The following is a 13,047-nucleotide window of genomic DNA, read 5'->3' as shown; positions in this document are numbered from 1 at the left end:
CCGATTTGCTGGCGTGCTACTTGAAACTTGCCAGGTAAGCCACTAATTGGGCAATCTGCTCCGGTGTCAGGTCTTTTGCATAGGTGGTCGGCATGAACGATGTACCGTTGGCCGAATACATGGCGCCAGGGTGCAGATAGGCGCTAGGTTCCACGATGGACTCGTGAATGAATTCTTCGACGGTCTTGGCCTTTCCCTTGTAATCGGGCGATGCCATCGTTTCCTGAGCCCGGGTCGCAAGACCAGCCAGCGTGGGGCCAGCCAGGTTCACCCCGGGCGCGGTGGAGTGACAGGCGTTACAGGTGGGCGTCACCGAACTGAAGAGCGCTTCACCTATTGCGATTGGATCATTGCCGCTAGTGACCGGCCGTGCTCCCGGCGGCAATTCGCCGGAGCCACCGGGTTCGGAACGACCTGCCTGTTGTGCGACAGAAAGGTCGGTGCCGGGTATGGAGCCGCCGGTTACGAGGATAGGGCGTGGAGGCCAGCCTTGATTGTCGACTTTGCTCACCCAGTCCATGAACGCGATCAGGTCTGCGATATCCTGGTCGGTGAGGTCCTGCTTGGGCATCAGCCGGCGATGTTTTTGTTCGTCGTAGAACTGGGAAGGATCTTTGAGAAATGCCGTGAGGTACGGCGCGCCGCGATGCTGCGTGATCTTGGTGAGGTCGGGGGCGTAGTAAGCGCCTTCACCAAGCATCGTGTGGCAGTTGATACAGTTGTTGGCATGCCAGACGTTTTGCCCACGGATAACGCTATCTGTGATGTTGTGGGAATTTGTCAGTTTGGGAAACTGGCGGTGGGTGTCCAGCGTCAGCACTAGAAGAACCAGGGCGGCAATACCGGTGGATGCCACCGCAAATAGACGAGTCTGTTTTTTATTCATATCCGTCTCCACCTAGACGCCGATGCCGGACCAATACATCCCGGCAATGACGGCGGCATAGCAGATTGCCGCCCCTCCCAGTCCCAGAACAACATAGCTCACAATCTTGAGTATTCGATATAACCCCGAATCTTGCATGATGAAGCGCTCCCCTGTTGTCTGCCACGCGTGGCAAAACTTCCCGAATCGGCTTTTTTTCTGATGCTTATCGCTACACTACCCTTTCTTCAATCGTGATGAGGTAACCAATTTATACGGATATGATGTCTTGTTGCGAGTTTTCATGCGGGAAACGCATCGTATAAGCCACATTATTTATCTTTCAACGCACGACGAACGAATATCAGGCACATTGCAACGAAGGCCGCCAGGCCAATCATTTTGGCTTGCAACGCAAAGTCTTCTCCTACCAGTGCCAGCGGGGCGTCGCTTCCGCCCGACCCCACGGAAACCACGATGAGCATGGCCAGCACCACGCCTACCAGGCTTTCACCGACGATCAGGCCGGAGGCAAATAGCGTGCCTTTGCGCTCTGCGTTTTTAAGCAGTGGCCCCGCGTCAGTATGTCGGCTATTTGCCACAGTTCGTATGCGCCGCTGCACAAACCATGAAAGAAGCGACCCGACGAATAGCGCCATTACGATAGTGGGTGGCAGATACAGGCCCATGGCGACGGCCAAGGAAGGAAGCCGATAGCGGGAGGTGTGACGGCCCAGCAGTACGTCGATGATGATTATCGCGATCCCCGCGGCGATGCCGATCAGTATATAAGTCCAGTCCAGGGTATGGGCGAAAAGGCCGGTGGCTATTGTGATCATCAGCGTCGCCTGGGGCGCGGCGAGAGCCTGCGCCGGATCCATGTCGCCGCGGGGCAGGGTGCCGATAAAGCCGTAGGCGTTGTACAACAGTTCAAGTACTGGCGGAATAGCCAGCGATCCCACGACAACGCCGATAATCAACGCCACTTGTTGGCGCCAAGGTGTTGCGTGGACGAGCCAGCCGGTTTTCAAGTCTTGCAGGTTGTCGTTCGAAATGGCGGCGACCGCAACGACCACGGAAGTGCAGAAAATGGCCAAGGCGGTAAAGAACTGGATATTAGCTGCGTCGGCCAAGAGTTCTTGAGACTGGCCTATGCCCATGAAAATTACGGAAACCGCAATGATCGAGATAATGGCGATGCCCGAAATAGGGCTGGCCGATGAGCCGACGAGGCCAGCCATATAGCCGCAAGCTGCAGCCACCAGAAAGCCCAGCAAAAACGACAGCAGCGTACCCACCACGACCAGGGTCCAGGCCATGCCCGTGGATAAGCCGGACGAGGAAACAAACGAGTAAAACGTACCGGCCAGCAGGACCAGCATGAGCAAGGTAATGCGAAGCAGCGTCTTGGGTGCCAGGTCCGTATCGGTGCGAGCCAGAGTTTGTGATCCTGATCCGCCCCTGAGTACTGAGAAGGAAATCTTCATTCCTTCGTACATGGGCTTGATCAGCGTAAGCAACGTCCAGATGGCTGCGATACCGATCATTCCCGCGCCCACCAGGCGAACCTTCGAAACCCACAGACTTACTGCAAAGTCGGCGATTGTCACGCCTTCCTGCATAGGAGTGATGGCGGTGAGCCAAGGCACGGCCACGCCCCACGAGAGGAACACGCCAAACAGCATGGCGGCGCCACCGACGGTGCCCACCAGGTAACCGGCGCCAACCAGGGCAAATGAAAATCCCATGGGCAATTGAAAAATGGCACGTCCTGCACTGAACCAATAGCTGGCGCTTTCGGCGGCAAGTTTGAATCCGTTGGTCAGCAGGCTAAAGCCTCCTGCAATCGTTGCGCCTGCAAGGATATCCCTGAGGCCTTGGCCGCCGCCTTCTTTATTGCCGGCGCGCAGGATTTCGGCCGCGGCGACACCTTCCGGATAGGGCAGATTACTTTTGACAACCAGCACGTGGCGCAGGGGAACCGTAAAGATAACTCCCAGTATGCCTCCCGATGCACAAATCATCGCAGTCTGGAGCATGGGAAAACCCTGCCAGTAACCCAGCATCAGCAGAGCGGGGAGTACGAAGATGATGGCGGACAGAGTCCCCGCGGCGGACGCCTGGGTCTGCACGATATTGTTTTCCAGGATATTTGAATCCTTGAATGCGCGCAGTAATGCCATGGAAATGACCGCAGCCGGAATGGACGAAGCGAAAGTCAATCCAACCTTAAGCCCCAGATAGACATTCGACGCCGTAAAGATCAGGGTGATGATGGCGCCAAGTATGACCCCGCGCAGGGTGAGTTCTTTTAGTGAAGGCTCGGAAGTAGACATGTGGGCTGGATAAAGCGGTTTAAGAAAGAAATCTCTCAATACCCCCCCTATAAGGGATAACGAGGTATATTTCATCGATCGCGAATTGTAAGCGCAGCTGACAAACGCCGGGCTTCAGTGAACGGTTGATTTTCTTTATTAAGGGGGTTTCATGAAAATATTCTATGCATTTTTGGCTTTTGTCCTTTCAGTGGGATGGGCGGCGCCTTCCGGTGCTGCCGAAGCCGCGCCCACGCGCGGCAACGTAACGTACACGCCAGATATCACCTTCACGTTCCGAACCAGTATTGCCGACGGCAAGCTGGTGTTCATTGGCGACACGGGCGCTATTGCGGGCCAGATCAATCCTGATCTGAAGGTGCCTGAAAATGCCGTTGTGCAAATCAACGTCATCAACGATGACGGTGCCATTCACGATATAGCGGTGCCGGCATTCGGCGCGCAATCGGATCAGATCATAGGCAAGGGTGCGTCCACGGCGATTGTTTTCCGGGCGACCAAAAGCGGCACATTCGAATATCTGTGCACCTTGCCGGGCCATAAGGCCGCAGGCATGTTCGGCAAGCTGATCGTGGGCGAACCACAAGAGCCGGTCGAAAGCACTGCATTGGACATCTCCCAGGACCCCACAGCGGTCGGCGAGCCAGTCGGCAAACGCGCACCCAAGAAAATTACGCTGGATCTGGAAACAACCGAGGTAGAGGGGCGCCTGGCAACCGGCAGCACCTACAAGTACTGGACATTCAATAACAAGGTGCCAGGCCCGTTTGTCCGCATTCGGGTGGGCGATACCGTGACGGTAAATGTGACCAATGCCAAGGAAGCCACCCACATTCACTCTGTGGATTTCCATGCTGTTACGGGCCCAGGCGGTGGTGCCGCAGTTACACAAGTGGCTCCCGGCCAAACCAAGAGCTTTACCTTCAAGGCAATGCATCCTGGCTTGTTCGTCTACCATTGCGCCACGCCTATGGTGGCCCAGCATATTACCAACGGCATGTACGGCATGATTCTTGTCGAACCAGAGGGTGGCTTGTCCAAGGTCGACCGGGAGTTCTACGTGATGCAGGGCGAGCTGTACACCGCGCAGAAGCATGGATCACAAGGCCTGCAGGAATTCTCTCTCGAGAAGTTGCTGGACGAAAATCCCGATCACCTGATGTTCAATGGTTCCATGGACGCCTTGAGCACCAAGTACAAGCTGGAAGCCACGGTAGGCGAAACAGTGCGTATCTTCTTTGGCGTGGGCGGTCCCAACCTGACGTCCAGCTTTCACGTCATCGGCGAAGTGTTCGACAAGGTTTACGATCAGGCATCGCTGACCAGCCCTCCATTGACCGACGTACAGACCACGCTCGTTCCACCCGGTGGTGCCACCATGGTTGAATTCAAGGTTGATGTCCCGGGCAACTACATCCTTGTGGACCATGCCTTGTCGCGGGTTGAAAAAGGCTTGTCGGGCATTCTTAGCGTCACCGGCAAGGAAGACTACACGATCTTTCACTCGACTGAAAAGATCGATCATTCGTCCGGACATTAAGGGTAAGGCGTTGCGCCTCCTTAAGTCGTAGCGACGAGGCAGCGTTCCCGGCACCAAGCCCGGGAACGCTGCTTGCTTGGACCGATCATTATCATTACAAAGACCGGTCGGTCCAGGAACCCATATGAATTGGCAAAAATTATTTGGTGAAAAGGCTACGACCAAGATCGCTGCGGTGTTTGATTCAGAGTCGGTGGCGCTTTCAACCGCCGACGTCCTAAAATCCACGGTTGGCCTGCAGAGTACGCAAGTCCTGCTCGTGGAACCGAACGAAAGCGATTATGCAAAAAAGCTGGAGCCTGAACCGCAGGGTATAGCCCGAACGGCGATACGCGCCCACGCAATGCTCGGACTGGCCGGCCTGGTCGCCGGCATTCTCGTCTGGTTCGCGCTCTACGCCGCCGACCTTCCCGCTATTCTCACTTCCCCCGGCCTGAGTGCCATGGCGATCATCTTTCTATGCACCATAGCCGGCTTGCTGCTCGGTGGTTTGATCACATCGCGCCCGGATCACCAACTGGTCATCCAGCGCGTGAAAACCGCCACTGAAGAGGGGCGCTGGTCGCTGATCGTGCATCCCCGGGATGCTCGCGAGTGCGATGCCGTCATGGAGAAATTGACGGCGTCGGGGGCTGACGTAGCACGCACGGTGTGATTCGATCGAGCGATTGGTGCCAGGCAGGATGCAGCGTTACTATGGAAGGCGACAAACTATGCCAGGTCGGTGCGAGAGGGCACACATGCAAACTATAACCAGGTCCATTACATTACTCATCGCCGCGGCGGCAACCGGTTTCGGCGCCTTGCCCGGCTGTACCCCGATGATGGCGGGGCAAATGGCGGAAGCCGGCTACAACGTCGCGAAGACAACGCTGGGCGGTTCCGACGCGGCGACGGCAGTTGCCGAGGAACGCCAGAAAAAGCTGCAAGCCGTCTTGTATTCGGTCGATATTGGACAGGATCTGAAGCCGATACTCGAAGCGATGGGCGAGCCGCCCAAAGAGAAATCCGGCAACACCTATGGCTTTACCTGTTACGAGTATGCAGCGGTCTATTCCGCTACCGAGGCGGCGGTCATCATGGCCCATGACGGCAAGGTCGTGTTCTACGGCAACTCCCGCTGTACTGCCGAAATGCAGGACGCCAACTTCAAGAGTGGCGGGAAATACATGGTTGATCGTTCGCCTACAATGGAGCGCTAGCTCGATCGAGCAACAACCCGCGATATTCCATCTCCAGCTGAATGACGAGCAAGAAAAAGCCAGTTCCCCGTAAAAGACGCTACTCTACAAACTCAAAATCAAGCAAGGCGCCCGCCGGCCGCCTCCTCCGCTTCTTCAAGGCGCTTAGCGCTTCCACCATCGCCGCGTTCAGCATTGCGAGCTGTGTACTTAACCCACAGTTGCGCGAGCAGATTCCGATTGAGCCGCTTCTGCGCGAACTCGGCCTGCCAGGCCAGGATGAGCTCGCTTCGCAGACGGCTCCTGTTGGAACGCAGGTCCGCACGAGTTTTGTACAGTGCCCAGAGTTCTTTCCGAATGGCCAGCCTCCGATCGTTCCCGGTGGGCCGGCACTCCGCGAGCTGTGTTTTTCATCATTTGCCATCCTGCATAGCGGCAGGACCAGGACGCCTGTATTCGTCGCCCAGCGCCTGAACCGTCAGATGCTATTGCATGCCAGAAGCATAGAGCGTGGCGACAGATTCTACGCAGAGGCCCGGCTGCCGAAGGGCGAACGTGCGGAGCTGGATGATTATCGAGAATCGGGGTATTCGCGGGGGCATATGGCGCCGGCTGGCGACATGCATAATCCCCAGGCCATGGCACAAAGCTTCTCGCTCGCCAACATGGTCCCGCAGAATCAAACGCAGAATGGGGGGGCGTGGAGCCACATTGAGCAGGACACGCGCAAATACGTGATGCGCGCCGCCGGCGATGTCTATGTATTCACCGGCCCTGTTTACGACGACCGTCCGGAGACTGTTGGCGCCGGGCGGGTGGCCGTGCCGAGCTATTTGTACAAGGTCGTCCACGATGCGACGACCGGACGATCATGGGTGCATTGGCAGGCAAACAAGGCGAGCGCGAAGGCTGGGCTGCCCATCAGCTACGAAGAGTTTGTCAGGCGCACCGGGCTGCAAGTATTGCCGACAGTCGGGCGTTGACCGTTGAAAAAAGTGCCCTCCGGAGAAGGAGGGCAGGGTTCGGTGAGGGGGCTACTCTTCCGGCATATCGACGATGTCATCCTCACTATCTTCGTCCTTATGCGGCGAAGGCCGTTGGCCTTTTTCTGCCTTGCCTCCCGGGTCCCTGTCCTGACCGCTTGTAATACCGGCGGCTTCCTTGATGTCGCCTTTCACTTCGGGGCTCGTGTCGCCAGCCTTATCGGTGTTCATGGTGCTTCCTTCAAGAATTCCAGTCCAATGGTGCTGCACCAGCACGAAGTAAAAGCAATCAATATGCCCGAAAGCCATAACAAGAAAGGGCCGCAACCTATACAATCTGAACCTGTAACATCATTGAATGCGCAGCGGTCGCGATAGATCGGAAGCAGCGCTCATCCTCGAATACTATCTACGGAGTAACACATATGGTCTCGCTGCAAGAGCAGCTTTTGAAAGCGGGGCTGGTCGACAAAAACAAAGCCAAACGCGCCAACCAGGATAAGAGCAAGCAGAAGAAGGTCGAGCGCCGAACCGGCACGCAAAGCGTTGATGAGGCAAGGCTGGCCGCGCTTGAAGCGCAACACAAGAATCTCGAGCGGACCCGCGAACTCAATGCCCAGCGCGTCGCAGCCGCCAACCAAAAGGCGATTGCGGCGCAAATTGCCCAGATGGTGCAGCAGAGTCGCCAGAGCAAGGGCGCCGGCGACATCGCCTACAATTTTACCCACGGCAAGACGATTGAACGGCTGTATGTGTCGGCGGCAGTCCAGGCACATTTGATAGCCGGGCGCCTTGTAATCATCCGCCTAGGCAGCGCGACCGAGCTGGTGCCCAGGATAGTCGCGGATAAAGTCGCCGAGCGTGATCCTTCGCTCGTCGTGCGGGTGAAAAAGACCAGCACCGAGGTCGATGAGGATGATCCGTATGCCGCCTTCCAGGTCCCGGACGACTTGATGTGGTAAGGCGGTGGAGTACGTACTGATGCCGAGGGAGGCCGCCTGAGTCTGGCGGCCAAGGGATCAGGCGCCGTCTTTGCGCAGTAATGCACATTCGCTATCCGCTACGGAACGAAATGCGTCTTTGGCTGCGATGGTTCCCACGATCTTGTAATAGTCCCAGGGATACTTGGACTCTTCCGGCGTTTTTACCTGGGCAAGATAAAGATCGTTCATCATGCGTCCGTCTGCGCGAATGACACCATTGGTCGTGAACATATCGTTCACTGGAGTCTCACCCATTTTTTTACGGACCGTCGCCGTGTCGGTTGTCTTGGTCTCCTGTACGGCCTTCAGATAGTGCATGACTGATGAATAAACGCCTGCCTGGGCCATGGTCGGCATTTTTTGCGTGCGCTCGAAGTATCTTTTGGACCATTCCCGCGATTCGTCATTGCGATCCCAATAGAACGCTGTCGTCAGATACAAGCCCTGTGCCGCTTCCAGGCCTATGGCGTGCACATCGGAAATGTAGATAAGCAGGGCGGCAAGGTTCTGCGAACCTTTCGTCAAGCCAAATTCTTTAGCCTGTTTGATCGTGGTGATAAGGTCGCCGCCCGCATGGGCCAGGCCCACTATCTGCGCCTTGGACGAAATGGCCGCGAAAATTTGTGAGGACAGGTCCGGCGAACTGAGGGGGTGGCGTGCCGATCCAACGATGGTGCCGCCTTCCGCAATTACCGACTTGACCGCATCGCGTTCCAGCGCCTCGCCAAACGCATAATCAACGGTAATCATGAACCAGCTTTTGCCGCCTTCCCGCACCAAGGCGCGCCCGGTACCATTTGCCATTCCGTAGGTGTCGTACACCCAGCTGATGCTGTTTGGCGTACAACCTTTGCCTGTCATGTCCGACGACCCGGCGCCGGTAATCAGCATAAGCTTGTTCTTTTCCGTGACCAATCGTTGTGTCGCCAGTGCGACCGATGATGTGGTCAGTTCGGCAATGACGTCCACATGCTCGTTGTCGAGCCAGCCGCGCGCGATGGACAGGCCAACGTCCGTTTTATTTTGATGGTCGGCAGAGACAACATCAGCCTTGACCTCAGGGTGTTGGGCGGCAAAATCCTCGACTGCCATCTGGGCGGCAACAACAGACCCTTTTCCGGAGATATCGGAATACGTCCCGGACATGTCGGTCAACACGCCGATCCGAGGCTTGAGGCTTGTCTCAGCCTGTGCGGACGACATTGATAGTGCCAAGGTGCATCCCAGCAATAACGTGACGATACGTGCCATGCGAGTATCCACGGCCGCGCCGCTCAAGGGTATTGTTGAATGATTTTTTCTATTCATGTTCATGTCTCCTGCGGGTGTTAGGGTTGCCGACTATCAGCCTGGTTTTACTTTGTGAGCCCTTTTGTTGACGAAATCATTAAGCCGGCTCTGGACATCGTTGCCGGTCTGTACCACTGCTGCCATTAATCCCTCTGCAAATAAACCGTCTGTCGCCGACATGTCGGATATTTTGTTGATTGAACTGACAATCGCATAGTTTGAAAGGGGGGCATTGCCCGCTATTTTTTCCGCCAACGACAAGGCGAAATCGTAAGCGGATACGGGGTTTTCCGGACTGTTGCATACGTAATGGGCCAGGCCCAAACGCAAGCCTTCCTGGATATCCATTACCCGTCCGGTCAGCATCATTTCCACCATCCGGTTCGGGGTGATGATTTTGGCTGTCCTGACCGTGGCACCTCCGCCGGTAAAGATGCCCCGCGTTCCTTCCGGCAAGGAAAAATAGGTGCTTATGTCGGCAACCCGTATATGGGCGGCGCTTGCCAGTTCCAGCCCGCCGCCCACCACCGCACCCTGAAGGCAAGCGATGACCGGAATACCACCGTGCTGGATCTTATCGAAGGCACGGTGCCAGCTTTGGCAGACGCGCATAAAGTCCACGGCGCTGCGCTCCTGGTCGTGGTGTTCCTTCAGATCAAGCCCGGCACAGAAATGGTCGCCTTTCGCTGCCATGACGATGACCCGGATATGCGACGGGATAGTGGAAAAATATTGGTCGATTTCTGCAATCGCGCTTTCATCCAGGGCATTGCGCTTGCTTTCCCTGTTAAGCGTTACAACGCCTATTTGGTCGATTTCATGTGTTTTAAGGTACGGCGTTGACATATAAACTCCAGATGGCTTTTCTTAAGACAAGCTTGTTGAATTCAGTTTTCAAATAAGTTTCGCAATGCGTTTTTTTGCAGCTTTCCCGTCGCTGTCATTGGCATGTCGTCGATGAATTTCACCTCATCGGGAATTGACCATTTCGTGATGCGGTTGATGAACATATTCAGGATGTCGGCTGCACCCACCGTGGCCGACGGTTTCTTTACCACGACCAGCAAAGGTCTTTCGCCCCACTTCTCGTGTTTCTGGGCTATGCAGGCGGCAACGAGCACATCGGGGTGCTCCATGGCGATATTTTCAATATCGATGGAAGAGATCCATTCTCCGCCGGACTTGATGACATCCTTGCTTCGGTCGGTGATCCGCAAGTAGCCCAGCTTATCGATGGTGGCCACATCGCCGGTATGAAACCAGCCGTCCATCAGTGCCGATTTCGTATCCCGGTAATACGTATCTATGACCCAGTTACCCTTGACCATCAGGTTGCCGGTGCTTGCGCCATCGTGGGGCAGCCTTTGTCCGTTTTCATTAATGATTTTGAACTCGGCGCCGAACAAGGGGCGTCCTTGCGAGGACAGGACCGTTTGTTGTTCCTGCGCCGACAAATTTTGGTGCTCGGAGGTCAGCGTGCACACTGTACCCAACGGAGAAACCTCGGTCATGCCCCAGGCGTGCCTGACGGCAACGTTGATGCGGGCAAACGCCACGATCATATGTGCCGAGCAGGCCGCGCCGCCAATAACGGCGCGCCGCAGCGTACTGAAGACAAGACCATTTGCTTGCGTATGGTCCAGGAGGCCTTGCCATACCGATGGAACACCCGCCGATATGCTGACACCTTCGGATTCGCACAAGCGGTAAAGGGCATCGCCTTTCAGGTTGGCTCCCGGCATGACGATTTTCGCACCTGATAGAAGGCTGGAGTAGGGCAGGCCCCATGCATTGACATGAAACATCGGGACCAGCGGCATGACCGCATCCCGGCAAGAAATGCCCACGGCGTCCGGGTGGCACGATGCATAGGCGTGCAGGACAGTGGATCGATGCGAATACAGTGCGCCTTTCGGGTTTCCTGTCGTGCCCGAGGTGTAGCAAAGGCCGCTAGCCGTGTTTTCGTCAAAGACGGGCCAGGCAAAGTCGGTGTCGCTTGTGGTCAGCCAGTCGGAATAAGATGACCATGAGTCGCTTTGCCGGCTATTGTGTTCGCCTTCATTCAATAGTATCCATTCCCTGACGCTTGGGCATAAGGTAGCCAGCTTCTCGACCAACGCGGTAAAGTGATGATCGAAAAATAATATCGAGTCCTGGGCATCGTTGATGATGAAGGCTATTTGATCAAGATGTAGCCGCGGATTGATGGTGTGGCATATGGCTCCTATCCCGGATGTCGCGTAATAAATCTCGAGATGTCGGTAGGTGTTCCAGGCAAGTGTTCCGACCCGGTCGCCGGGCTGGATATTTCTGGTATTTAATGCAGTTGCCAGTTTTCTCGTTCGGGCGGCGAAGTTTGTGTAGGTATATTCGTGCGTGGTTCCGTCGTCCAGGGCCGTCACGATCTGCTGGTTCGGGTTGTTATTTACAGCATGCGTGAGTATTGATGATATGAGTAGCGGGAGACTCATCATGTTGCCCAGTGTCGTCATCGTTGTCTCCTGTGTGCGGTCGATGCTTGATCTTATGGATTTATTTTATGGAACCCCTTGGGGCGTGGCTATGACGCTTAGTGACGACAGACTCACAAATAGTGCCAATTTGCAGGAGCTGGGATGATGCTGGCGGGAAAGGAGACAACCGAGCGCGTTGTCGCTTTCACGGTATCCATCGGCTTTTTACAAGACTTGTTGTCCAGCCTTGAGGGTATTTGCGCACAAGGGCAGTTCAACGAGTTTTTGAACCAGGCCGGCATTCCCGCTGCATTGACAAAGCAGGACAATGCCCGCGTCACGCATAATCAGCTGGTGCGCTTGTATCAGGCGGCGGCGGTCGGTACCGGAGACGAAATGATGGGGCTCTGGTCGCGCAGCATTCGAAGCGGGGCTCTCAAGCTGCTTTGCAAAGGTCTGCTCGACGCCAGTTCTGTGTCGGTCGCCATGTATCGGTTTACCCAATTCTGGAATTTATTGTTGGACGACTATGAACTGGTTTTCAGCGATAAAGATACCTACCCTTGCATTGCCGTACGGCCACGCCGGCCTGACGTGGCACTGAATCGATTCGGACACGCGTTGATGTTGAAATTGATTCATGGCGTGGCATCCTGGCTGGTGGGGCGCGAACTTCCGCTGCATAGGATTACGCTGGGGTTCGATTGTCCCGTGTACGCAGAGGATTATCGGATTCTATTTCCTGTTGCTGTTACGTTTAACGCGTCCTGTTCGTCAATTTCTTTTCCGGAAGGCATCGGAAAACTAGGGTTCAGGCGGTCTTATGCCGAATTGCTGCCGTTTTTGCAGAGGGCGCCCAGGGATTGGATCTTCACCACATATAAAGAGCACTCTTTTCAGTTGAAGGTGCGCGAGTATCTACATAGTGGGGGGCGGCTGCACCATTCCTTGACGGAAGTGGCGGACTCATTGCATATGTCGACGCGCACACTGATTCGCAGGCTGGCTGCCGAAAACACGTCTTTCCAGAACATAAAAGACGGCTTGCGTCGCGACTTGGCCATTCTGGACCTCACCATCAGCAACAAAAGCTTGGATGACATTGCCCATGGCTTGGGTTTCAAGTCGGTGTCCGTCTTCCACCGGGCATTCAAGATCTCGACGGGCAGTACGCCGGGCGCGTACCGGAATTTTAACTAAATAGCGGCTACGCCATGATGAGATCCGTCATTGATCCAGGACCATCAGGTATTTGTCGGTTCATCGCCTCTGGGCTGGATGGGGTCGCTTAGCCCGGAAATTTCATTATTGTTGTAGAAACGGGTAGGCAATCCCGTGCCAAAGGCTTATGGTTACTGGTATTCGACGCCACAACCAAACGGGATTGCCTATGCCAAATCGTACCACTGAACATCT

At 55.5% G+C, this 13,047-nt stretch carries 13 protein-coding genes; 6 read left to right on the top strand and 7 right to left on the bottom strand.

Annotation, left to right across the window (positions count from 1 at the left end):
• Positions 1–16: 16 nt before the first annotated feature.
• From CR159_RS19275 to CR159_RS19270, 3 genes are all read right to left on the bottom strand, one after another.
• Positions 17–886, bottom strand: coding sequence for a c-type cytochrome (locus CR159_RS19275; protein ID WP_102075577.1), 870 nt, complete (start codon positions 884–886; stop codon positions 17–19).
• A 12-nt stretch (positions 887–898) separates the two neighbouring features.
• Entirely contained in the window at positions 899–1,024 is a 126-nt protein-coding gene (locus CR159_RS22135) for a hypothetical protein (protein WP_255398978.1), read from the bottom strand.
• Positions 1,025–1,197: 173 nt separating this feature from the next.
• A complete protein-coding gene (locus tag CR159_RS19270) occupies positions 1,198–3,201 on the bottom strand; it encodes an OPT family oligopeptide transporter (RefSeq protein ID WP_102075576.1) in 2,004 nt (667 codons plus the stop codon).
• Positions 3,202–3,352: 151 nt separating this feature from the next.
• Between CR159_RS19270 and nirK the strand changes: the two genes are divergently transcribed.
• The 4 genes from nirK to CR159_RS19250 all read left to right on the top strand — a co-directional run bounded on the left by nirK (position 3,353) and on the right by CR159_RS19250 (position 6,905).
• Positions 3,353–4,741, top strand: coding sequence for a copper-containing nitrite reductase (gene nirK, locus CR159_RS19265; RefSeq protein ID WP_199173371.1), 1,389 nt, complete (start codon positions 3,353–3,355; stop codon positions 4,739–4,741).
• A 124-nt stretch (positions 4,742–4,865) separates the two neighbouring features.
• Entirely contained in the window at positions 4,866–5,396 is a 531-nt protein-coding gene (locus tag CR159_RS19260; RefSeq protein WP_102075575.1) for a hypothetical protein, read from the top strand.
• A gap of 85 nt (positions 5,397–5,481) precedes the next feature.
• Positions 5,482–5,943 carry a hypothetical protein gene (locus CR159_RS19255; RefSeq protein ID WP_102075574.1) on the top strand — a complete coding sequence of 154 codons (462 nt, stop codon included), beginning with the start codon at positions 5,482–5,484 and terminating at the stop codon, positions 5,941–5,943.
• A gap of 41 nt (positions 5,944–5,984) precedes the next feature.
• A complete protein-coding gene (locus tag CR159_RS19250; protein ID WP_102075573.1) occupies positions 5,985–6,905 on the top strand; it encodes a DNA/RNA non-specific endonuclease in 921 nt (306 codons plus the stop codon).
• Positions 6,906–6,956: 51 nt separating this feature from the next.
• Here CR159_RS19250 and CR159_RS19245 read toward each other — a convergent pair whose 3' ends face one another.
• The gene (locus tag CR159_RS19245) at positions 6,957–7,136 is read right to left on the bottom strand and encodes a hypothetical protein (RefSeq protein WP_143705485.1); all 180 of its coding nucleotides are present in this window, start codon (positions 7,134–7,136) and stop codon (positions 6,957–6,959) included.
• Between the two features lie 194 nt (positions 7,137–7,330).
• On the opposite strand from CR159_RS19245, the gene CR159_RS19240 reads away from it, so the two are divergent.
• The gene (locus CR159_RS19240) at positions 7,331–7,867 is read left to right on the top strand and encodes a DUF2058 domain-containing protein (protein WP_102075571.1); all 537 of its coding nucleotides are present in this window, start codon (positions 7,331–7,333) and stop codon (positions 7,865–7,867) included.
• Positions 7,868–7,924: 57 nt separating this feature from the next.
• On the opposite strand, the gene CR159_RS19235 is transcribed toward CR159_RS19240, so the two are convergent.
• From CR159_RS19235 to CR159_RS19225, 3 genes are read right to left on the bottom strand one after another with little or no spacing between them, the layout of a single operon-like run.
• Entirely contained in the window at positions 7,925–9,196 is a 1,272-nt protein-coding gene (locus tag CR159_RS19235; RefSeq protein WP_233208412.1) for an ABC transporter substrate-binding protein, read from the bottom strand.
• 36 nt (positions 9,197–9,232) lie between these two features.
• On the bottom strand, positions 9,233–10,024 hold the full coding sequence (locus CR159_RS19230) for a crotonase/enoyl-CoA hydratase family protein (protein WP_102075569.1): 792 nt from the start codon (positions 10,022–10,024) through the stop codon (positions 9,233–9,235).
• Between the two features lie 41 nt (positions 10,025–10,065).
• A complete protein-coding gene (locus CR159_RS19225) occupies positions 10,066–11,670 on the bottom strand; it encodes a long-chain-fatty-acid--CoA ligase (protein ID WP_102075568.1) in 1,605 nt (534 codons plus the stop codon).
• A 123-nt stretch (positions 11,671–11,793) separates the two neighbouring features.
• On the opposite strand from CR159_RS19225, the gene CR159_RS19220 reads away from it, so the two are divergent.
• On the top strand, positions 11,794–12,831 hold the full coding sequence (locus CR159_RS19220) for an AraC family transcriptional regulator (protein ID WP_233208411.1): 1,038 nt from the start codon (positions 11,794–11,796) through the stop codon (positions 12,829–12,831).
• Positions 12,832–13,047 lie beyond the last annotated feature (216 nt).

It is taken from the genome of Pollutimonas subterranea, from assembly GCF_002849655.1.
Lineage (GTDB): Bacteria > Pseudomonadota > Gammaproteobacteria > Burkholderiales > Burkholderiaceae_B > Pollutimonas > Pollutimonas subterranea.
The sequence above is the reverse complement of the archived record's forward strand: the minus strand, read 5'-3'. Positions and strand labels throughout refer to the sequence as shown.